Source organism: Lentzea flaviverrucosa, assembly GCF_003350445.1.
GTDB classification, from domain to species: domain Bacteria; phylum Actinomycetota; class Actinomycetes; order Mycobacteriales; family Pseudonocardiaceae; genus Lentzea; species Lentzea californiensis.
Genome location: NZ_QQAU01000001.1, coordinates 962,850 through 981,729, shown reverse-complemented (window position 1 = coordinate 981,729; position 18,880 = coordinate 962,850). Strand labels below are relative to the sequence as shown.

The 18,880-nt window shown below is 70.3% G+C and carries 25 protein-coding genes; 17 read left to right on the top strand and 8 right to left on the bottom strand.

The features are described 5' to 3' along the window. Positions 1-8: 8 nt before the first annotated feature. Both DFR72_RS04395 and DFR72_RS04390 read left to right on the top strand, forming a co-directional pair. Entirely contained in the window at positions 9-614 is a 606-nt protein-coding gene (locus tag DFR72_RS04395) for an ABC transporter ATP-binding protein (protein WP_090063916.1), read from the top strand. Beyond that, positions 611-1,966, top strand: a complete 1,356-nt coding sequence (locus DFR72_RS04390; protein WP_090063917.1) for a DUF6297 family protein — start codon at positions 611-613, stop codon at positions 1,964-1,966. Before DFR72_RS04395 ends, DFR72_RS04390 begins: the two co-directional genes overlap by 4 nt. Positions 1,967-1,985: 19 nt before the next feature. Here the strand turns inward: DFR72_RS04390 and DFR72_RS04385 are convergent, their stop codons facing one another. Further along, entirely contained in the window at positions 1,986-2,645 is a 660-nt protein-coding gene (locus DFR72_RS04385; protein ID WP_090063918.1) for a type 1 glutamine amidotransferase domain-containing protein, read from the bottom strand. Positions 2,646-2,701: 56 nt separating this feature from the next. Between DFR72_RS04385 and DFR72_RS04380 the strand changes: the two genes are divergently transcribed. Continuing rightward, positions 2,702-3,595 (top strand): LysR family transcriptional regulator, encoded by an 894-nt coding sequence (locus DFR72_RS04380; protein ID WP_245982513.1) that lies wholly within the window; start codon positions 2,702-2,704, stop codon positions 3,593-3,595. A 30-nt stretch (positions 3,596-3,625) separates the two neighbouring features. Here DFR72_RS04380 and lexA read toward each other — a convergent pair whose 3' ends face one another. Next, positions 3,626-4,285, bottom strand: coding sequence for a transcriptional repressor LexA (lexA, locus tag DFR72_RS04375; protein ID WP_090063919.1), 660 nt, complete (start codon positions 4,283-4,285; stop codon positions 3,626-3,628). Positions 4,286-4,342: 57 nt separating this feature from the next. Between lexA and DFR72_RS04370 the strand changes: the two genes are divergently transcribed. The 5 genes from DFR72_RS04370 to DFR72_RS04350 all read left to right on the top strand — a co-directional run bounded on the left by DFR72_RS04370 (position 4,343) and on the right by DFR72_RS04350 (position 7,738). Next, on the top strand, positions 4,343-4,909 hold the full coding sequence (locus DFR72_RS04370) for a GNAT family N-acetyltransferase (RefSeq protein WP_090063920.1): 567 nt from the start codon (positions 4,343-4,345) through the stop codon (positions 4,907-4,909). Positions 4,910-4,979: 70 nt separating this feature from the next. Beyond that, positions 4,980-5,570, top strand: coding sequence for an RNA polymerase sigma factor (locus tag DFR72_RS04365; RefSeq protein ID WP_143086648.1), 591 nt, complete (start codon positions 4,980-4,982; stop codon positions 5,568-5,570). Beyond that, positions 5,563-6,630, top strand: a complete 1,068-nt coding sequence (locus tag DFR72_RS04360; RefSeq protein ID WP_090063922.1) for a CU044_5270 family protein — start codon at positions 5,563-5,565, stop codon at positions 6,628-6,630. Before DFR72_RS04365 ends, DFR72_RS04360 begins: the two co-directional genes overlap by 8 nt. Positions 6,631-6,742: 112 nt before the next feature. Continuing rightward, positions 6,743-7,171 carry an SRPBCC domain-containing protein gene (locus tag DFR72_RS04355; protein WP_090063923.1) on the top strand — a complete coding sequence of 143 codons (429 nt, stop codon included), beginning with the start codon at positions 6,743-6,745 and terminating at the stop codon, positions 7,169-7,171. A 9-nt stretch (positions 7,172-7,180) separates the two neighbouring features. Then, positions 7,181-7,738: a TetR/AcrR family transcriptional regulator gene (locus DFR72_RS04350; RefSeq protein ID WP_090063924.1), complete on the top strand. Its 558-nt coding sequence runs from the start codon at positions 7,181-7,183 to the stop codon at positions 7,736-7,738. Here DFR72_RS04350 and DFR72_RS04345 read toward each other — a convergent pair. Then, positions 7,685-8,173 carry a MarR family winged helix-turn-helix transcriptional regulator gene (locus DFR72_RS04345; protein ID WP_090063925.1) on the bottom strand — a complete coding sequence of 163 codons (489 nt, stop codon included), beginning with the start codon at positions 8,171-8,173 and terminating at the stop codon, positions 7,685-7,687. The two genes, DFR72_RS04350 and DFR72_RS04345, sit on opposite strands and share 54 nt — an antisense overlap. Before the next feature lie 95 nt (positions 8,174-8,268). On the opposite strand from DFR72_RS04345, the gene DFR72_RS04340 reads away from it, so the two are divergent. Continuing rightward, positions 8,269-9,036, top strand: a complete 768-nt coding sequence (locus DFR72_RS04340; RefSeq protein ID WP_090063926.1) for a DUF4142 domain-containing protein — start codon at positions 8,269-8,271, stop codon at positions 9,034-9,036. A 15-nt stretch (positions 9,037-9,051) separates the two neighbouring features. Further along, a complete protein-coding gene (locus DFR72_RS04335; protein WP_090063927.1) occupies positions 9,052-10,227 on the top strand; it encodes an FAD-dependent oxidoreductase in 1,176 nt (391 codons plus the stop codon). On the opposite strand, the gene DFR72_RS04330 is transcribed toward DFR72_RS04335, so the two are convergent. Continuing rightward, complete coding sequence (locus tag DFR72_RS04330) at positions 10,224-10,592, bottom strand: winged helix-turn-helix transcriptional regulator (RefSeq protein ID WP_090063928.1); 369 nt, start codon at positions 10,590-10,592, stop codon at positions 10,224-10,226. The genes DFR72_RS04335 and DFR72_RS04330 overlap by 4 nt on opposite strands. An 83-nt stretch (positions 10,593-10,675) precedes the next feature. Between DFR72_RS04330 and DFR72_RS04325 the strand changes: the two genes are divergently transcribed. The 5 genes from DFR72_RS04325 to DFR72_RS04305 are packed head-to-tail and all read left to right on the top strand — an operon-like array spanning position 10,676 to position 13,980. Continuing rightward, positions 10,676-11,071: a nuclear transport factor 2 family protein gene (locus tag DFR72_RS04325; RefSeq protein ID WP_090063929.1), complete on the top strand. Its 396-nt coding sequence runs from the start codon at positions 10,676-10,678 to the stop codon at positions 11,069-11,071. Positions 11,072-11,123: 52 nt separating this feature from the next. Then, a complete protein-coding gene (locus DFR72_RS04320; RefSeq protein WP_090064520.1) occupies positions 11,124-12,263 on the top strand; it encodes an AI-2E family transporter in 1,140 nt (379 codons plus the stop codon). A 24-nt stretch (positions 12,264-12,287) separates the two neighbouring features. Continuing rightward, positions 12,288-12,785: a peptide-methionine (S)-S-oxide reductase MsrA gene (gene msrA / locus DFR72_RS04315; protein ID WP_090063930.1), complete on the top strand. Its 498-nt coding sequence runs from the start codon at positions 12,288-12,290 to the stop codon at positions 12,783-12,785. Further along, complete coding sequence (locus DFR72_RS04310) at positions 12,764-13,264, top strand: MOSC domain-containing protein (protein WP_090063931.1); 501 nt, start codon at positions 12,764-12,766, stop codon at positions 13,262-13,264. The genes msrA and DFR72_RS04310 overlap by 22 nt, the downstream gene beginning before the upstream one ends. Further along, complete coding sequence (locus DFR72_RS04305; protein ID WP_090063932.1) at positions 13,261-13,980, top strand: polysaccharide deacetylase family protein; 720 nt, start codon at positions 13,261-13,263, stop codon at positions 13,978-13,980. The genes DFR72_RS04310 and DFR72_RS04305 overlap by 4 nt, the downstream gene beginning before the upstream one ends. A 5-nt stretch (positions 13,981-13,985) precedes the next feature. Here DFR72_RS04305 and DFR72_RS04300 read toward each other — a convergent pair whose 3' ends face one another. Both DFR72_RS04300 and DFR72_RS04295 read right to left on the bottom strand, forming a co-directional pair. Further along, the gene (locus tag DFR72_RS04300; protein WP_211335296.1) at positions 13,986-14,858 is read right to left on the bottom strand and encodes an SDR family oxidoreductase; all 873 of its coding nucleotides are present in this window, start codon (positions 14,856-14,858) and stop codon (positions 13,986-13,988) included. Beyond that, a complete protein-coding gene (locus DFR72_RS04295) occupies positions 14,858-15,583 on the bottom strand; it encodes an SDR family oxidoreductase (RefSeq protein WP_090063934.1) in 726 nt (241 codons plus the stop codon). Before DFR72_RS04295 ends, DFR72_RS04300 begins: the two co-directional genes overlap by 1 nt. A 93-nt stretch (positions 15,584-15,676) precedes the next feature. Between DFR72_RS04295 and DFR72_RS04290 the strand changes: the two genes are divergently transcribed. After that, positions 15,677-16,348, top strand: coding sequence for a TetR/AcrR family transcriptional regulator (locus DFR72_RS04290; RefSeq protein WP_090063935.1), 672 nt, complete (start codon positions 15,677-15,679; stop codon positions 16,346-16,348). 1 nt (position 16,349) lies between these two features. Here DFR72_RS04290 and DFR72_RS04285 read toward each other — a convergent pair whose 3' ends face one another. Both DFR72_RS04285 and DFR72_RS04280 read right to left on the bottom strand, forming a co-directional pair. Then, positions 16,350-17,099, bottom strand: a complete 750-nt coding sequence (locus DFR72_RS04285) for an NPP1 family protein (RefSeq protein WP_245982512.1) — start codon at positions 17,097-17,099, stop codon at positions 16,350-16,352. Between the two features lie 391 nt (positions 17,100-17,490). Further along, positions 17,491-18,312, bottom strand: coding sequence for a siderophore-interacting protein (locus DFR72_RS04280; protein WP_211335295.1), 822 nt, complete (start codon positions 18,310-18,312; stop codon positions 17,491-17,493). Between the two features lie 76 nt (positions 18,313-18,388). On the opposite strand from DFR72_RS04280, the gene DFR72_RS04275 reads away from it, so the two are divergent. Continuing rightward, the gene (locus tag DFR72_RS04275) at positions 18,389-18,871 is read left to right on the top strand and encodes a hypothetical protein (protein ID WP_090063937.1); all 483 of its coding nucleotides are present in this window, start codon (positions 18,389-18,391) and stop codon (positions 18,869-18,871) included. Positions 18,872-18,880 lie beyond the last annotated feature (9 nt).

Genomic DNA, 18,880 nt, shown 5'->3' with positions numbered 1-18,880 from the left:
CTGATCACATGTCGTTGGGCGTGGGGGACGCCGGCTTCAGCTACGGCGGAGTCCCCGTTTTCGCAGATCTGTCCTTCACCGCCGACCCCGGAGAGGCCGTTGCCGTCGTGGGGCCGAACGGCTCGGGCAAGTCGACGCTGCTGCGCTGCCTGGTCGGCGCCGAGGTGCTGGAGTCCGGCAGCGTGCTGTTCGGCGGAGCCGAGCTGGACGAGTCGTCGGGCGAGTTCCGGTCCGCCGTCGCGTCGCTGCTCGACGACGCCGACTACTTCCCGGACGTGTCCGTCGTGGAGCACCTGCGGCTGCTGGCCTGGCTGCACGGGGCGCCGGCCGATGTCCTGACGGTGCTGGGCGAGGTCGGACTGGGTGCGGTGGCGGACCAGTTGCCACCGACCCTGTCCTCCGGGCAACGGCACCGGCTCGGGCTGGCGTCGTGCTTCGTGCGGCCGCGGTCGGTGCTCGTGCTGGACGAACCGGAGCAGCGCCTCGACGCGGCCGGTCGCTCCTGGCTGCGGTCCCGCCTGCTGGCCGAGAAGGCCGCCGGGGTGGCCGTGGTGTTCGCGTCGCACGACCAAGAGCTGGTGGAGGCGGTGGCGTGCCGGACCGTCACGCTGTGACCGCGTCCGCCGTCCGGCACCGGCTGCGACCCCCGGTGCCGTGGCGCTTGCAGGTCACGCGGCTGTACGCCCCGTTCGTCAACTTCTCGATCGTCGGCCTGGTCGGCTACGGCTGGGTGTACGCCGGGCTGACCAAGGCCTCCTACCCCGGGGGCGAGTGGACCGCGCTCTGGTTGTGGGTGCTGGGCGTCGCCGTGCTCATGAAGGTGGCGCTGGCGGCCGGGCCGGTCTTCGTGGGCGCGGACCGGATGTTCTGGGTGCTGAGCTCGCCCGTGCCGCGCGAGGCCTTGTTGCGGCCGCGGTTCTTGTGGCTGCTCGCGGTGGGGGCGGTGGTGGGGGCCTGCTGGCCCGCTGTCGTGTCCGGGATCGTGGGTGCCGTGGTGCCGCCCTTGGTCGCGGCGGGGGCCGGGGCCGCCTGCGGGGTGGCCGTGGTGGCCGGTGCCGCGGCGGTGCAACGGGCTGGGGTGCGGCCGCAGGGGTGGTTGAGCGGGCTGGTCTGGCTGGCGGTGGTGGCGCTGCTGGTACCGCCTGAACGGTTGGGCCTGCCGGTTTCGTGGCTGGGCGCCGGTGCAGGGCAGGTGAGTGAGCCGGGGCTGCTGGACGGGTGGGCCGGTGTGGTCGGTGCCGCCTGGGTGGTGGCGATCGGTCTGGCCGTGGTGGGGGCCGCCTCGCTGCGGTCCCTGCGGCGGTCCGACCTCGCGCCGGGGGGTGCGCTGGCGGGCGTGGCGCGGGTGTCGGTGAGCTGGTTCGACCTCGCGCTCCTCGGCGCGGTGCTGGCCGAACGGCGTGCCCGTGCGCTCGGCCGCGTGAAGTCGGTGCGGTTGAGGGGTTCCCGGCTCGTCGTCCTAGCCTGGTGCGACGCGCTTCGGCTGCGCCGCACACCGAATGCCGTGCTCGTCTGGGCGGCGCTGCTGCCCGTCCCGGCTCTGGTGTCCGTGGGCTGGCAGGGCGCTGTCGTGCCGGCCGTGCACCTCGTCGCCGCGTTCCTGGCCACCGACCGGCTGGCCGCGGGGCTGAAGTTCGTCTGCCGCTCGCCCGCGATGCGCCGCGCCCTGGGGCTGCCGGACCGTCAGCTGAGGCTGGCACACCTGGTGTTCCCGGCCGTCGGAGCGGTCCTGTGGTGCGCCGTCACCGCGGCGTTCACCCCGCACGTGTCCGCGGTCAACGCGCTGGTCTCGGCGGTCGGTGCGGTAGCTGTCGTGTACCGGGTCGCCACACGGCCGCCGGTCGACTTCGGCGCCGTGGTCATCGACTTCGGCGTGCTCGGTCCGACGCCGCTCGGCCTGATGGCGCAGTTCAGCCGCGGTCCGGCGTTGCTGGCGGCGCTGGGCCTCCTGCAGCTGGCGCTGTAGGAGGCCCAGCGCGTCTGCGTCAGGCGAGCAGTTCGGCGACCCGCGTGGCGGTGGCCACGGTGGACTGCGGGTTCTGACCCGTCACGAGCCGGCCGTCCACGACCACCGTGCTCGACCACGGCTCACCCGGCGCGAGCCGCGCGCCCAGATCGGCCAGCCGGCCGGCGACCGAGTAGGGGACGGCCAGGCCTCCCTGGCGCTCCTCCTCGTCGCTGAACACCGCCATCTCCTTGCCCGCGAACACGAACGTGCCGTCCTCGCGGACCGCGCCGAGCAGTCCGGCCGGTCCGTGGCACAGCGCCGCGACGAGCTTGCCGCCGTCGTAGAACTCCGCCAGCAACGCGCCCAGCGCCGCGTCGAACGCCAGGTCCGCCATCGGGCCGTGCCCGCCCGGCAGGTAGATCGCGTCGTAACCGGCAGCGTCCACATCGGACAGCGCGGCCGGTGCGCGCAGGTCCTCCAGCGAGGCGACGGCTTCATCGAACTTGCCGTCGAGGCTCGCCTTGTCCACGGTCGGCACAACCCCGCCCGGCGTCGCGACCGTCACCTCGACACCGGCTTCGCGCAGCACGCGCACGGACTCGACGACCTCCTCCGCCCAGAACCCCGTGGGGTGGGCCGAGCCGTCCGCCAGGGTGAGCGAGTCGGCGCCGGACACGACCATCAGCAGCTTCTTCATGCCGACCAGGACATCACAGATCCGGAGAACGCGACGAATGAGCTATAAGATGAGTTATGGCTGCGAGGTTGACGGACCTGGACCTGCTGGCGACGTTCCTGGAGATCTACCGGGGCGGCTCGCTCACCAGCGCGGCTGCCAGGCGGGGGCTCACCCAGCCCGCGGTCAGCGGCCAGCTCGCCAAGTTGGAGAAGGAGCTAGGCGAACCGCTGTTCGTGCGGGGCGGCCGCGGGGTCACTCCCACACCCCGTGCCGACGACCTGGCCCGCCGCGTCGGCCAGCACGTCGACCAGCTCCGCACCGCGCTCGACCCCGGCGGAACCCTCGAAGGCACGGTCCGGATCGGGGGAGCGGCGGAGTTCATGACCGTGCGAGGCCTGCCCGCACTCGCCCCGCTGACCCGCAGGGGCCTTCGCTTCGAGGTGACGTTCGGCCTGGCCGCTGACCTGCTGGCCGCGCTCCGGGCCGCGAAGCTCGACGTGGTCCTGTCGTCTGTGCGCCCTGCCGCCGGGTTCACCGCCACACCGTTCACCGACGAGGAGTTCCTGCTGGTCGGGCCGCCGTTGCTGGCCAGGACCGTGGACCAGGACGTGCTGGCCACGGACCCCGCGCGAGCCCTCGAACACCTGCCGCTCGTCGCCTACGACGGCGACCTGCCGATCGTCCGCCGCTACTGGCGCAGCGAGTTCGGCACCCGCCCGGCGAACACCGTCGCCGTCACCGTGCCCGACCTGCGCGCCGTGCTGGCCGCGGTGATCGCCGGGGCGGGCGTGTCCGCGCTGCCGCGCTACCTCGCCGAACCCGCGCTCGCTGCCGGCTCGGTCGAACAGCTGCACCACCCGGAGGTGCCCCCGCTCAACACCCTCTACGTCGTCACCCGCGGCACGACCACGCCGGCCACCGACGCCGTCGCGGAGCACCTGCGGTCACGCGACTGGGGCGTCCTCTGAGCGATCTGTCCTGAGTGGACCGCCGACTCCTCAGACGCTCCGGAGCACCGACACGACGATGCCGAGGATGACGGCCTTGTCGCCGTCGAGCACCGGGTACTCGGCGTTGCGCGGCTCCAGGTACACGTGGCCGCCCTTGCGCTGGTACACCTTGACCGTCGCCTCCTCCTCGATCATCGCGGCGACGATCTGCCCGTTGTACGCCTCGTGCGTCTGCCGCACCACGACCGTGTCGCCGTCGCAGATCGCGGCGTCGACCATCGAGTCGCCGCGCACGCGCAGCGCGAAGACGTTGCTGCCCCGGCCGACCAGGCCGCGCGGCAGGTGCAGCACCTCGTCCACGTGCTCGACGGCGGAGATCGGCGCACCGGCGGCGATGTCACCGACGACCGGCACCGAGATCGAGTCCCCGGAGAGAGTTCCCGGCGCCATCGGCGCGCCGCTCAGGAAGACCCGCACGTCCATCGGCCGCGTCACCGAGCCGCCGCGCTTGAGGAAACCCTTGTCCTCCAACGCCGTCAGGTGCCGGGAGACGCTGGAGGACGACTTCAGGCCGACGGCCTCGCCGATCTCGCGCGTGCTGGGGGAGTAGCCGTGCTCGACGACCCAGTCGCGGATGGCGACCAGGATCGCCTGCTGGCGCTCCGGCAGCACCGTCGTGTCGAGCTCGAGATCGTCGTAGGCGGTCATCGGGCGATAGTAGTAATCCGCTTGCCAGACACGATCGGGTGGTCGTTCGATCATGCGATGACCTCTGCCTGGGTAGGAGAACTCGTCCGGCTGCGCGGCGTCGAACCGGAGGACTGGGAGAGCTTCCAGCGGTTCGACGCGAACACCGGGGACATGCGCAGGGCAGACCGCGTCCACCCGCCACGATCAGGAGCCCGGCAGCGGGAGTGGGCGCAGAAGACCGCGCTCGGGACACCCGAGAACGACACGATGATGCTCGGGGTCGAGTCGCTGGCCGAGGCCGCGCTCGTCGGGATGTTGGCGACCGACGCGGTCGACTACCGCGCCGGCCGGTTCACGTACGGGATCTCGATCGGCACCGACCACAAAGGACGCGGCTACGCGACGGAAGCCGTGCGGCTGCTGCTGAACTTCATGTTCGGCGAGCGGCGGTTCCACAAGTGCGAGGCGAGCGTGTGGGGGTTCAACGAGGCGTCGATCGCGTTGCACCGCAAGCTCGGCTTCACCGAGGAGGGCAGGCTGCGCGACCACGAGTTCTTCGCCGGCCGTCACCACGACGTGGTGCTGTTCGGGATGACCGCGGCCGAGTTCGCCGCCCGGCACCCGTACCCGCGCGAAATCTGACCGGCTGCCGCACGATGTGGCGGTGAGCACACGTCGGGAACGCTCCGGGGGGCTGCGACCAGGTAGGTCTGTGCGAACCCAAGCGGCGCCGATGGCGCTGACACCGGAAGTGAGGCCGGCCGTGCTGGACGAGTCCGCGCTGCTGGAGCTCTACGAATCGACGGCCGAGCGGTTGCACCGCTACGTGGCCAGGCGGGTCGGCGCCGACACCGCGCAGGACGTGGTGTCGGAGGCGTTCCTGGTGCTCTGGGACCAGCGCGCCGGGCAGGCCTACGACGCCGACGCCGTGCGGGCGTGGCTCTACGGGGTGGCGACGAACCTGTTGCGCGGCCACGTCCGTGCCGAGGAACGCAAGCTGCGGGCGTGGAGCAAGGAGTACGCGGCCCGCACCGACGAGGCCGACATCGGCGACCGGGTGAGCGCCGCGGCGGACGCCGGGCTGCTCGCCGGGCCGCTCACCTCCTGGCTCGCCGAACTGCGCATCGAGGAACGTGAAGTGCTGCTGCTGCACGCGTGGGCGGACTTCTCGCCCGCGGAGATCGCCGTGGCGCTCGACGTCCCGGTGGCCACCGTTCGCACTCGCCTGCACCGCGGCCGGGCACGGCTGCGCACCCGTCTCGCCGCGACCGACCACGACTTCACCGAGGACAGCCATGTCTGAGCCCACCAAGCCCGAGACCCTCGACCGAGTGCTCGACGCCGCGCTGTCGCGTGCCGGTGACGAGCCCGTCCACTTCGACGGGGCCGCCGGCAAGAACGCCCTGGCCGCAGCTCTGAAGGCACGCGCCGAAGTGGCCGAGCCGATCGCCGTCGAGCACCGGCCGCGCAAGCGGGTTCGCTGGCTCGCCGCCGCTGCCGCCGTGGCCGTGCTGACCGGCGGTGGCCTGGCCGCGTCGACCGTCGACCTCACCGGCGTCGGCAGCAACCCGGTGAACGCCGCCGAGGAGCTGACCAAGGCCGCCGACCTGGCGTCCCGTGTCGTCGAACGGCCTCTCGCTCCCGGCCAGTTCCGGTACGTGCGCACCCGCTCCGCGGGCATCACCGTGGAGCTCGGTTCCGGGAACGCCTCGGAGGTCGACCTGGTCCAGGAGGAGTGGCTTCCCGCCGACCGCCGCGACGAGTGGTTGTTCCGGAACAAGATCAACTCTTCGAAGTGGCTGGACGGCCACGAGGGCGACGGCGCGCCGGACCCCGGCACGTCGTTCAAGGACGGCCAGGAGTTCCGCGCCAAGTGCGGCAACTACTCCTACTTCGCCCAAGGGCAGCCCGACCGGTGCACCGCCGGCTCGCTCCACAACCCCACGCCGGAGTTCATCGCGTCGCTGCCGAAGGATCCGAAGGAGCTCTACGCCAGGTTGAAGGACGAGGACGGGACCGGCGACGCGGGCGTGCTGGCGTCGGCTCGCCGGGCTCTGCAGTCGGGTCAGTACCCCGCCGACGTGCGGGCGAACATCTTCCGGGCGGTCGCGCTGGTGCCGGGACTGGTCGTCACGGACAAGAAGGCCAACCTCGACGGCAAGGAAGGCGTCGCGCTCGGCATCAAGCAGGGCGAGGACTTCAGCGAGATCATCATCGACCCGGAGAACGGCGACTTCATCGGTGGCCGGTCGACCGTGGCCGAGGACCTGCCCGAGGACATGGGCGGTCTGGAGAAGGGCACCGTTCGAAGCTCCTACGCGGTGACCTCCGCGGTCGTGGACTCGCTGGGCGGCCACCCCTAGGCCCATCTCCCGCCGTTCGGGGCGCGGGAGAGACATGCAACCCTGGGGTTGCGCATCCTCGGGGGGATGTGCAACTCTGGGGTTGCACTTATTGGCGGACCTGGGAGTTGTCGTGAGCGTGGACCGGATCGAACGCGAGACCCTGATCGAAGCACCACTGGCGCGGGTCTGGCAGCTGGTGACCGAGCCGGGGTTCTGGGTGGCCTCCCAGCCGTCCGGCACCGCGGTCGAGGGGGAGACGACCCTCTGCGAGAACGAGCAGTACGGCGACTTCCCGGTGCGGGTCGAGACCGTGACGCCGCAGACGTACGTGTCCTACCGCTGGGCCAGCGCGTTCGGCGGGCAGGAGCTGAGCGCGGACAACACGACGCTGGTCGAGTTCACCCTCGTGCCCGAGGGTGAGGCGACTCGGCTCAAGGTCGTGGAGAGCGGGTTCTCGCAGCTCGCGGGCTCGGACGAGCTGCGCGCGAAGGCTCTGCAGGACAACACCGGCGGCTGGTCCGAGGTGCTCGAGGCGTTCACGAAGAAGGCCGAAAGCTAAGTTGAGCACGTGCCCAAGTCAGCCGACCGCGGTCGCCGCACCCGTGAACAACTGATCGACGCCGCCGCACAGCTCGTGGGCGAGGTCGGCTGGGGTGCGGTGACCACGCGGCTGGTCGCCGAACGGGCGGGCGTCAACGCCGCGCTCGTGCACTACCACTTCTCGTCGGTGCCCGAACTGCTGTCGACGGCCGCGCTGCAGTTCGCCTCGCGCGCGCTGGCCGAGTCGGCGCAGGCGCTGGCGACGGTGTCGCCGGCCGAGGGCGTCGAGCGGATCTTCGAGGACCTGTCCCGCTTCACCGGCACGGATCCCGAGTCGTTGCTGCTGGCGGAGGCGTTCCTGGCCGCGCACCGGCTGCCCGGGCTGCGGGACGCGTTGTCGGCGCTGGTCGTGGACTTCCGGGCCCAGGTCGCCGGGTGGTTGCGGGACTCGGGCGTGCAGGACGCCGACGCGGTGGCGTTGTTGCTGAGCGCGGCCATCGACGGCCTGGTGCTGCACCGCGCGCTGGACTCGTCAGTCGACTTCCGCGTGGCCGCGGGTCCGTTCCGGCGCCTCGTCGCGGGCTGACCAGCGCGGCTCGCCGCCGGCCTCGGCGAACGCCGTCAGCGCCTCGACCAGGCCGTGCCGCAGGTGCTCCGGCATGCGGGCGACGATCGTGCTGATCTCGGCCCGCCGGCGCGACATCACCTCGGTCACGACCCGGCTGCCCTCCCGGCTCGCGACGACCACGACCTCGCGTTTCGAGGCGGGGTTCGGGGCGCGGTCGACCATCCCGGACGTGATCAGGCGGTCGATCATGCGCTTGGCCGTGGACGGGTTGACCTCCAGCAGGTCGGCGAGTGCTGTGAGGCTCATCGGGCCGCGGCCGTCGAGCAGGACGACCATCCTGAGCTGCGGCAGCGTGAGCGTCTCCTCGACGGCCGCGAGCGACCGGGCCGACACGGCCACCAGCAGGCGGGACGCGGTGAGGACCGCGTCGGTCAGGTCGTCGATGTCGCTCACCCGCCTAGTTCTACAGGGCCCGGCTTCGGTAACGAAACGATAAACATTGCACTGTGCAACGGTCAGCGGGTCGACGTCTGTCCGTACCTCTCGTCATGCGGATACTCCTCGTCGCTTTGCTGGCGTTGTCGCTCGGAGCGCAGCCCGCGTTCGCGCAGCAGGATCTGGGGCCTGACTATGTGCAGACCCAGTTCGGGCCGATGGGTCCGGCCGGTCGGGACCTGCTGGAGAAGGTGGCCCTCGCGGGCCTGTGGGAGGGTCCCGCCGGGCGGATGGGGCTCGAGAAGTCGGCCAACCCGAAGGTCCAGGAGGCCGGCCGGCACCTCATCGACGGGCACGCCGACCTGGACCGGCGCACCGCCGTGCTCGCCCGCACGTTCGGCGTGCAGCTGCCGACGCGGCCCAGTGAGGCGCAGCAGGGCTGGCTGGACGAGATGACGGCCGCGCCCGCGCGCAGCCCCGAGTTCGACCGCGTGTTCGCGAATCGCCTCAGGGCAGCGCACGGCGGTGTCTACAAGTTCCTCGCTTCCGTGCGCACCGGCACGCGCAACACCGCGATCCGCGACTACGCCAAGGTCTGCATGGACACCGTGCTCGACCACATGACGGTGCTCGAAGCCACCGGGATGGTCGACTTCAACGACACCGAGGCGATTCCGCTGGCGTTGGTCGCACAGCCGTCCTCGATCGCGCCCACCCCTTCCGGTCAGGCCGTTCAGCAGAGTCCGCAGTACTCCCAGCCGTTGCGGCAGGACGACGGCGACATCCCCGACGGCGCGCTCGGGCTGGGCGTGCTGGCGCTGGTCGTGGCCGGTCTCTGGTTCTGGACGAGCGGGCGGAGCAGTCGCCGGCCGCACCCGTGATGCTAGATTGGGCAAATGCCTAAGTCGAATGCCCAACAACGTGCGCTGGTCGTGGGAGCGGGGATCGCCGGGCTCACGACCGCGTGGTGGCTGGAGCGCGCCGGGTGGGACGTCTCGGTGGTGGAGAAGGCGCCGTCGTTCCGCGCGGGCGGCTACATGATCGATTTCTTCGGGCCTGGTCACGAGGTGGCGCGGCGGATGGGGCTGCTGCCCGCGCTGGAGGCGCGGCGGGCGCCGATCTCGTCGGTGACCAGCGTGGACTCCTCCGGGCGTCGGCGTGCGGAGATCTCCGCCTCCGCCTACGAGGCGGTCGCGGACGGGGTGATCAGCCTGTTGCGCGGCGACCTGGCCTCGGTGATCCGCGACGACCTGCGCGCGCCGATCCGTTATGGCACAACGGTTTCCGCTCTCAGTGACGGCGGCAGGGCAACGTTCTCGGACGGGTCCTCGGACGAGTTCGACCTGGTCGTCGGTGCCGATGGCGTGCACTCGCGGGTGCGGGAGCTGGTGTTCGGGCCGTCGTCGTCGTTCGTGCGGTATCTGGGGCACCACACCGCGGCGTTCTCGTTGCGGGACGTGGAGCTGAGCGCGCGAATCGGCCACCGCTACCAGATGCTGACCGTGCCGCATCGGATGATCGGCTGCTACGCCGTGCGGGACGGGTCGATGGCCGCGTTGATGCTCTACCGGTCCACCTCTCCCGAACTGCCCGCCGATCCGGCCTCGGCGCTGCGGGAGCGATTCGGTGACCTCGGCTGGGTCGCGCCCGCGCTGCTCTCCGCCGTGCCGGAGGACGTCTACTACGACGAGGTCTCCCAAGTGGACATGCAGCTGTGGCATCGCGGCAAGGTCGTGCTCGTGGGCGACGCGTGCGGGGCAGTGTCGCTGTTCGCCGGCCACGGGGCCTCACTCGCGATGACCGGCGCCTGCGTGCTGGTGGAAGAGCTCTCCGCGGGCGCCGAGGGCGCTCTCGATCGCTACCAGGACCGGATGAAGCCTGCCGTGGCGCACACCCAGGAGTTCGGGCGGCGGTTCATCGGCTGGATGGCGCCCTCGTCCGCGTGGTGGATCTCGGTGCGCGACCTGGCGTTCCGGCTGTCCGGCCTGCCCGTCGTGCGGAACCTGATCCGCGGCTCCGTCGCGCCGGACGTCGACGGCGTGCTCACGCCCGGTCGAACACCTTCGCGCTAGCGCGCGTCGTACGCCTCGCGGTTCACCAGCACCTCGGCGATGTGCTCCTCGGCCCACCGGCACAGCGCGAGCAGCGGCTCGTACAGCGTGAACCCGAGCTCCGTCAGTTCGTACTCGACCCGCGGCGGCACCTCGGCGTACACGTGCCGCGTGACGAGCCCGTCGCGTTCGAGGTCCCGCAGCGTCTCGGTCAGCACCTTGCCGCTGATGCCGTCGAGCTGCGCCTTGAGGTCGCCGAACCGCGTGCGCCCGTTGCCCAGCACCGACACCGCCATGGCCGTCCACTTGTTCGCGATGCGCGCCAGGCTCTTGCGAGACGGACAGGTGGCCATCAGCACGTTCCAGTCCGGCATGGTCTGTGACATGGCACACATCCGTCCATTAGTTACGTTGAGGTAATTAGTTACTTTTGGTGAGCATAGGTCAACCGCAACGAACGGAGAAACCCATGACCACCCCGCTCGCCGTCGCCACCACCTACTTCGAGGCCTTGGAGGTCGGCGACTTCGCCACCGTCGCAGCTCAGTTCGCGGACGACGTGGTGTGGCACCAGCCAGGCGGCAACCAGTTCTCGGGCGTGCACCGCGGCAGTGAAGCCGTCGGGGCGATGATCGGCGGCATGATGTCCGTGTCCGAGGGCACCTTCTCCCTGAAGCGCAGCGCCCCGCTGATGGTGAACGGCGATGTCGTGGCGGCTCCCGTGCACTGGACCGGCAAGCGCTCCGGGGCGGAGATGGACGGTGCCGGGATCGACGTGATGCGCGTCGACGGCGGGAAGGTCGTCGAGGTGTGGCTGTTCACGGCCGACCCGGCGGAGGAGGACGCGTTCTGGGGGCGCGGCTAACGAAACGGCATGTCTGCCACCCGTTCGGTGCGGGTAACGACACACTGTGGGCGTGGAACGGGATCGCAGGTGGGCGGACAAGGGTGAGGCCATCGGGCACGGCGTGAGCTGGCTCGCGCGGTGGAGTTTGCGGACGGCGCTGGCCGCACTCGGCTTCTGGATGGTCTTCTGGCTGGTCGGGAAGCTGTGGGTGGTCGTCATGCCCGTGCTGCTCGCCCTGCTGATCACGACGGTGCTGTGGCCGCCGGCGCGGTGGATGATGTCGAAGGGCCTCAACTCGGCCCTGGCGGCGACGATCGTGCTGCTCGTCGGGCTCGGCGTGCTGGGCGGGGTCATCGCGGCGATCTCGTCGTCGATCGCGTCCGGCGTGCCGGAGATCGCGCAGAGCGCGCAGAAGGCCGTCACCCAGCTGCAGGACTGGGCCTCCGGGCCACCGTTCAACCTGCGCGACACGGATCTCGACCGGCTCATCTCGCAGGGCGTCGAGCAGATCAAGTCCAGCATCGGGTCGATCGCCGGTGGGCTGCTGACCGGAGCGGGCGCGGTGACGTCGGGCCTGGTGACCGGGCTTGTGGCGTTGCTGCTGGCCTTCTTCTTCGTCAAGGACGGCATGCGGTTCACGCCGTGGGTGCGCGGGCTGATCGGTGAGCGCGCCGGCGCGCACGTCACGACGGTGCTGGAGCGGATCTGGGTCACGCTCGGCAGCTTCATCCGCAGCCAGGCCATCGTCTCGCTGATCGACGCCGTGTTCATCGGCGTGGGCCTGCTCATCCTCGGCGTACCGCTGGCGGTGCCGCTGGCCGCGCTGACGTTCCTCGGCGGCTTCATCCCGATCATCGGCGCGTTCATCGCCGGCGCCCTGGCCGTGCTGGTCGCGCTCGTCAGCAACGGCCTGACCACGGCCATCATCATGCTGATCATCGTCGTCGTGGTGCAGCAGGTCGAGGGCAACGTGCTGCAGCCCATCCTGCAGTCGCGCGGCCTGCGCCTGCACGCGGCGGTCGTCCTGCTCGTCGTCACGGCCGGCACGTCGCTCTACGGCATCGCGGGGGCGTTCTTCTCCGTCCCGGTCGCCGCCGCCGTGGCCGTCGTCATGCGCTACCTGGGCGAAGTCATCGAATCCAGGTCCGTAATGGTTACGTCACAACCTGACGGGGATGAACCGGGGAAGACCGAACGTTCTCCTGAGTGAACACCCGAGAAGAGGAGTGACACAGTGACGGAGAAGGCTGTTCTCGCGGGCGGCTGTTTCTGGGGCATGCAGGACCTGTTCCGCCGCCACCCCGGCGTCGTCTCCACGCGCGTCGGTTACACCGGCGACCCCAGCACGCCGAACGCCACGTACCGCCGCCACGGCAACCACGCCGAGGCCATCGAGATCGTGTTCGACCCTTCGTTGCTGAGCTACCGGCAGGTCCTGGAGTTCTTCTTCCAGATCCACGACCCGTCGACCCGCAACCGCCAGGGCAACGACATCGGCGCGGGCTACCGCTCGGCGATCTTCTACACCGACGACACCCAGAAGAAGATCGCGGAGGAGACCATCGCCGCGGTCGACGCCTCCGGCAAGTGGCCGGGCAAGGTCGTCACCGAGGTCACCCAGGAGTCGGACTTCTGGCTGGCCGAGCCGGAGCACCAGGACTACCTGGAGCGCTACCCGAACGGCTACACGTGCCACTACGTGCGGCCGGAGTGGCAGCTCGGCGAGCGTTGATCGAGATCGTCGCGCTGCACGTCTCACCCGTGCACGCGTTCGAGGGCCGTCCGACGGACGGCCCTCGTCCCGATCCCGGGCCTGTCTCGCGCTCCCAGGTGGAGATCAGGGCCCGGCTGGGCATCGTCGGTGACCGCTACTTCAACCACCCTGCCCACCGCAACGCGGCGGTCACGTTCATCGCGGCCGAGTCACTTGACGCATGGCCGGTGGACCCGCTGGTGGCGCGCCGCAACGTCGTCGTGCGCGGGTTCGACGTGGACTCGTTGCCGCGTGGTGCGGTGTTCAGCCTCGACAGCGGGGACGGGCCGGTGCGGTTCGAAGTTCATCGGCCGGCGAACCCCTGTGCCTGGATGGACCAGGTCATCGCTCCGGGGGCTTTCAAGGCGCTGCGGCGCAAGGGCGGGATCCGGTGCGTGCCGCTGGACGACGGGGTGCTGCGCACCGGGAAGTCCGCCGCGGTCATAGTGAGCGCATGAACTGGTTGCGCCGCAAGCCAACGATCATCACGGCGGTAAGCCTCATCGTGGTGCTGGTCGCCGCGATCTCGCTGTGGAACGTCAGCAGCGCCCGCACGTTCCAGTTCTTCGGCGACCTGGTCGACCGCGTCGAGACCACCGAGAAGGTGGTCGCCCTCACCTTCGACGACGGACCGGACCCCGCAGGCGCCCAGCAGGTCCTGGACCTGCTCGTAGCGGAGAACGTGCCCGCGACGTTCTTCCTCATGGGCCGCGACCTCGAGAAGCACCCGGAGCTCGGCAGGCGGATCGCGGACGCGAAGCACGAGATCGGCAACCACACCTACAACCACCAGCGCATGATCGGCGTCCTCCCGAGCACGGTGGCGAAGGAGGTCGAGGACACCGACGCCCAGATCCGCAGGACCGGCTACAGCGGGGACATCCACTTCCGCCCGCCCAACGGCAAGAAGCTCTTCGCCCTGCCGCGCTACCTCCAGCAGCACGACCGCACCACCGTCATGTGGGACGTCGAACCGGACTCCGAGGGCACTCCCACCGCGCAGGAGATCACCCAGCGGACCCTCGCTCAGACCAAGCCGGGCTCGATCATCCTGCTGCACCCCATGTACGCGGCGAGGGAGCAGACCCGGCAGGCGCTCAAGCCCGTCATCACCGGGCTGAAGGAGCGCGGTTACCGGTTCCTGACCGTGTCCGCGCTCCTGGGCAGCCGCTAGTCGCACTAGATCAGGTCGGCCAGTTCCACCCGGCGCAGGAACTCGCCGCGCACCCGGTCCGCCACCGCGTTGACGACCTCGGCGCCATCGGACGACGGGTCGACGTGCACCCGGAACGGCGGCTTCGCCGCGCCGACGACGTCCACGATCGCGTCGGCCACGGCACCGGCGTCCGCCCATGAAGGCTCCAACTCGGCGAGACGGCCACCGACCTGGTCCATCAGGCCGGGGTAGAGCTCCTCGTACTCCGAGGCGCGGGACGTGTCGGCGGGCGTGCCGCTGTGCGCGAAGTGGTTGGTGCCGTGGGTGAACGCGCCCGGCACGACGATCGTGGTCTCGATGCCGAAGCGCAGCAGTTCGGCGCGGTAGGAGACGGCGACCGCGTCCATCGCCGCCTTGGCCGCGAAGTACGGGGCCAGGTACGGGGGAGTGCCGCCGCGTGTCGAGCTCGAACCGACCCACACGACGTGGCCGGAACGCTGTCCTCGCAGGTGCGGCAGGGCGGCGCGGTTCACGCGCTGGGTGCCCAGGACGTTCACGTCGTACAGGTCCGCGTACTGCTCCGGTGTGAAGGCCTCGGCGGGGCCGGTGACCATGTGGCCCGCGTTGTGGACGACCACGTCCAGGCGGCCCTGCTCCCGGATGATCGACTCGATGGCCGCGTCCGCGGACTCCTGCGACTGCACGTCGAGTTCGACGGCGTGCACGTCGGCCTTGTTGTCGGACCCGAACGCGTCGAGGTCCGCGACGGCGGCCAGGTTGCGGCCTGACGTCTCCCTCATGCCCGCGTAGACCGCGTGGCCGGCCAGGGCGAGCCTGCGGACCGTCAGCGCGCCGAAGCCGCTGGACGCTCCCGTGACGACGATGACCTTGTCCATCAGATGATGCCTCCGTTCGCGCGGATGGTCTGGCCGTTGATCCAGCGGGCGGGACCGGCCAGGAACGAGATGACCTCCGCGATGTCGCCGGTCGAGCCGAGGCGCTCCAGCGGCGGCTGCTTCGCGAGGGTGTCGATGGTCGCCTGGTCCTTGCCGTCGAGGAACAGATCGGTGGCCGTGGGGCCGGGGGCGACGGTGTTCACGGTGATGTCGCGGCCGCGCAGCTCCCGGGCGAGGATCAGGGTCAGCGCCTCGACGCCGCCCTTGGACATCGCGTAAGCCCCGTACTGGGGGAAGCGCAGGCCCACCACGGACGACGAGACGTTGATGATCGCGCCACCGTCGCGCAGCCTGCGGGCGGCCTGCTGGTTCACGATGAACGTGCCGCGGGCGTTGGTGCGCATGACGCGGTCGAACGTGTCGAGGTCCATGTCCGCCACGGTGCCGAGCGGCATGACGCCCGCCGAGTTCACCACGACGTCGACGCCGCCGAAGGTCTCCTCGGCCAGCTGGAACGCGGCGGTGACGGCCTCCTCGTCGCCGACGTCGGCCTGCGCGGCGACGGCCTGGCCGCCGCTCGACCTGATCTTCTCCACGGCCTCGTCGGCGGCGGTCTTGTTGCCGGCGTACACGACGACAACGGCCGTTCCGTCGGCGGCGAGGCGTTCGGCGGCTGCCCGCCCGATGCCCCTCGATCCGCCGGTGACGATCGCAACGCGAGTCATGTCAGTGCTCCTAGCTGCTGTTTCCGTCGCTACCTCAAACAACGTATCACCGATATCGAATCATCGCTACCTGTCGCGTGTTATCGTCGATACATGGACACGAGGGAGCGTCTGGTGAGGGCCGCGGCCGACCTGCTGATCGAGGGCGGCAAGGAAGCGGTGTCCACGCGCGCGGTGGCCGCGGCCGCCGGAGTGCAGGCGCCGACGCTGTACCGGCTGTTCGGCGACAAGGACGGGCTGCTCGACGCCGTGGCGGGGTTCGGCTTCTCCGGCTACCTCGAGTCCAAGCACGCGATGGGGGTCGGCGGTGACCCCGTCGACGACCTGCGCGGCGGGTGGGACCTGCACATCGGTTTCGGCCTGGCGCGGCCCGCGTTCTACCTGCTGATGTACGGCGAGCCGCGCAAGCGCGCGGCGCGGCTGGAGGCGGACGCGATGCTCCGCGAGATCATCGGCCGCATCGCCGCGGCGGGCCGCCTGACGGTCCCGGTGGAGCAGGCGGCGCAGTTCGTGCACGCGGCGGGCATGGGCGTGGTGCTGGCGTTGCTCGCGACGCCGGAGGAGGACCGCGACCTGGGGCTCATCATGTTCTCGCGCGAGCAGGTCATCAGGGCGATCACGACGGACACCGCGCCGGACGGGCCCACGGACATCCCGAGCCGGGCGATCGCGCTGAGGGCGGCACTGGAAGAGGACCCGCCCCTGGTGCTGTCTCCAGCGGAACGGGTCCTCTTGGCCGAGTGGCTCGACCGGGTGGCGAAGTGAGCTACGCGTTCGGGTCGAACGCGATCCCGGCCGGCTTGGCCTGACCGAGGTTGTGGTTGAACCCGCTGTCCTTGATCGCCAGGGACGCGCTGCCGAAGTTCGCGTTCACGAGCTTGTCGCGCACGCCTGCGGGGAAGCGGTCCCAGCTGACCAGGGCGGGGTACTGGTAGACCCCGTAGTGGTTCTCCGCCTGCTCGCCCGCGCCCGCGAGGCGGAAGCAGTGCGTGCTGACGCCGTCCTTGTGATAGATGATCTTCGGGTGGGTGCCTTCCCACTGCACGTTGGCGCGCGGGTGGGTCTTGTACTTGCCGTGCTCCGACGTCGAGACGTACTGGGCGACGTCGTTCTGCACCCAGACGACCACGTGCTCGATGTCGTGGCGGTGGCCGCAGCAGTCCCAGCCCGGCACGGCCTGGTCCTTCTCGAAGTACAGGTCGTACAGGTAGGCGCACCAGCCGTTGTTGCACTTGGAACGGCTGTAGGAGTTGGTGTTGTCCAGGTCGGACCGGTCGTGGCAGTTGCCGTTCAGCGCGCCCGAGTTCTTCAGTCCGGGTGCGATGTCACCGGCCGGCGAGATCGCCGGGGTGGGGTAGCAGCCGTCACCGTCGTAGTCGAACGCCGGTTGCCACTTGCCGTCGGCCGCCTCGTGGTTGGCGGGGATGGCCCGGGGCGGGTCAGCGAGCGCGATGCCGGGGAACAGTGCTGTGATCAGCAGCGCTCCGGCGAGCGCGGACAGGAGTTTCTTCCTCAACAGCGGCCTCCGGGGGTGCAGGGGGTGAGGCTTGCGAGGCAAAAGGTGGTACATGAACCACGTTCACGTCTAGGTACTTCGCCAAATCTTTGCCATACCGGGAAATTGACAGGCCCCGCGGCCGGTGTTGATTCCCCAACGTTCACCTGCCGCGGACCTAGGCCCTGTCCTGCAAGTCCGTTCGATGAGAGTCACGGTCGAGAGACCCGGAGGCGGTGCCGCCGCAATGCCCTCATACCGGGCGTATTCGGGCTTTGCGGCGGCACCGCCTCCGGGGCCCTCGGCCGCGACTATCGCGAATGAGACTTGCAGGACAGGGCCTAGTCCGAACGTGTCCCGAGGAGTTCCGTCCGATCCGGTGGTGACGCGGACGGCGCGGCTCAGCGGCGTCTCACATACGGGCTGAGCCGACCTTCCAGTACCCGCTGAACATGATCGCTTTCCGGTCCACCCCGCGGTCCTTGACCAGGTGCCGGCGCACCCCGGTGGCGAGCCCCGACTCCCCGCACGCCCATGCGTACTCCACAGTGGACGGCGCCTTGTCCTGGATCGCCTTCAGCACGGCGGATCCCGGCTCGGCGTCGCCGCGCAGCACCCATTCCACGTCGAGGTCGACGCGGTAGGACTCGTCCGGCACCTCGGCGAACACGTGCACCGGCCGCGTCTCGACCTCGAGGATCGCGGCGAGGGCGGGCAGTGCGGTCTCGTCGGCCACGAGCAGCACCGATCCGCCTGCGGGTGGCAGGTAGGCGGAGCCGCCCGCGCGGAAACCGGCCTTGTCGCCCGTGATAGCGCGCCTCGCCCAGCGCGTGCCGGGGCCTGCGTCGCCGTGCACGACGAAGTCGACGTCGATCTCCGCCACGGCCTGGCGGTGCGCGCGGACCGTGTACCAACGCAGGTCCGGCCGCGTGTCCTCCGGCATCGCGCGCAACGACGTGCGGACGTTGATGCGGTCGTCGGCCGGCATGACCAGTTCACGGCCGGTCGCCATCAGCAGGCCGAAGTACTCGTCGGGGCCGGTCGCCTCGAACGACGCGAACTCCGGCGCGTGGAAGGTGATCCGGCGCATGTGGTCGCTGAGTTCGGTCACCGCCGTGACGGTCATGACGAACTGGTCGAAGACCTCGCGGCGGTTCGCCGGGGCCATCATCATCTCGGCTGCCTTGGTGGCGGCCTTGAGGGTGAACCGGTCGAAGGCGGAGTAACGCGACATGCCCGCAACGTACACCTTCGGTTAGGCTTGCCTAAGTCATCAGGCCGAATCGAGATCGAGAGCGCACACTGCGGACATGTTCCCCAGGACCGCGCAACAACAATGGTGGTTCGAAGAGCCCGCGAGCAAGAATCGCAGCCAGGCCATCGGCCTGCGGCTCGCCATCGCCTACCGCCTGCGTGACGCCGAGGCCGTCGAACGGCTGCTGCCCGACGACGAGGGTGAGATCCGGCTCGTGATGGGCGCGCTGGAGAACGGTCTGCTCGGCCTCAACCAGCTGTATCCGCCCGCCTCGCCGGACGAGGTGTGGGAGCGGGTCACGCCGATCATCGACGCCTCCGCGCCCAAGGGTGTCGCTCCGCGCGCACGGGCACTGCTCGCGGCGATGACGGACGCCATGTACAACGCCACCCTCGGCGAGGTCTCCGAACGCAAGGAGCAGGATCCGTACGTGGGTGCGCACCTGTACGCGGCGATCACGGCGATGCGCTCCACGGAGCACGAGGGCGGCATCCAGCGCATGCAGGCCAAGGCCGACGAGCTCGACCTGGCCCCCTGAGCTGCGGTG

Bases quoted from the DNA above. Each gene is read 5' to 3' on its own strand.
- DFR72_RS04280 (WP_211335295.1), bottom strand. From the start codon at position 18,312: ATGTCGCGTTACTCCGCCTTCGACCGGTTCACCCTCAAGGCCGCCACC.
- DFR72_RS04395 (WP_090063916.1), top strand. From the start codon at position 9: ATGTCGTTGGGCGTGGGGGACGCCGGCTTCAGCTACGGCGGAGTCCCC.
- DFR72_RS04330 (WP_090063928.1), bottom strand. From the start codon at position 10,592: ATGTCACAGACCATGCCGGACTGGAACGTGCTGATGGCCACCTGTCCG.
- lexA (WP_090063919.1), bottom strand. From the start codon at position 4,285: ATGACCGCCTACGACGATCTCGAGCTCGACACGACGGTGCTGCCGGAG.
- DFR72_RS04340 (WP_090063926.1), top strand. From the start codon at position 8,269: ATGCGGATACTCCTCGTCGCTTTGCTGGCGTTGTCGCTCGGAGCGCAG.
- DFR72_RS04335 (WP_090063927.1), top strand. From the start codon at position 9,052: ATGCCTAAGTCGAATGCCCAACAACGTGCGCTGGTCGTGGGAGCGGGG.
- DFR72_RS04360 (WP_090063922.1), top strand. From the start codon at position 5,563: ATGTCTGAGCCCACCAAGCCCGAGACCCTCGACCGAGTGCTCGACGCC.
- DFR72_RS04385 (WP_090063918.1), bottom strand. From the start codon at position 2,645: ATGAAGAAGCTGCTGATGGTCGTGTCCGGCGCCGACTCGCTCACCCTG.
- DFR72_RS04295 (WP_090063934.1), bottom strand. From the start codon at position 15,583: ATGACTCGCGTTGCGATCGTCACCGGCGGATCGAGGGGCATCGGGCGG.
- DFR72_RS04325 (WP_090063929.1), top strand. From the start codon at position 10,676: ATGACCACCCCGCTCGCCGTCGCCACCACCTACTTCGAGGCCTTGGAG.
- DFR72_RS04275 (WP_090063937.1), top strand. From the start codon at position 18,389: ATGTTCCCCAGGACCGCGCAACAACAATGGTGGTTCGAAGAGCCCGCG.
- DFR72_RS04290 (WP_090063935.1), top strand. From the start codon at position 15,677: ATGGACACGAGGGAGCGTCTGGTGAGGGCCGCGGCCGACCTGCTGATC.
- DFR72_RS04305 (WP_090063932.1), top strand. From the start codon at position 13,261: ATGAACTGGTTGCGCCGCAAGCCAACGATCATCACGGCGGTAAGCCTC.
- DFR72_RS04370 (WP_090063920.1), top strand. From the start codon at position 4,343: ATGACCTCTGCCTGGGTAGGAGAACTCGTCCGGCTGCGCGGCGTCGAA.
- DFR72_RS04380 (WP_245982513.1), top strand. From the start codon at position 2,702: ATGGCTGCGAGGTTGACGGACCTGGACCTGCTGGCGACGTTCCTGGAG.
- DFR72_RS04300 (WP_211335296.1), bottom strand. From the start codon at position 14,858: ATGGACAAGGTCATCGTCGTCACGGGAGCGTCCAGCGGCTTCGGCGCG.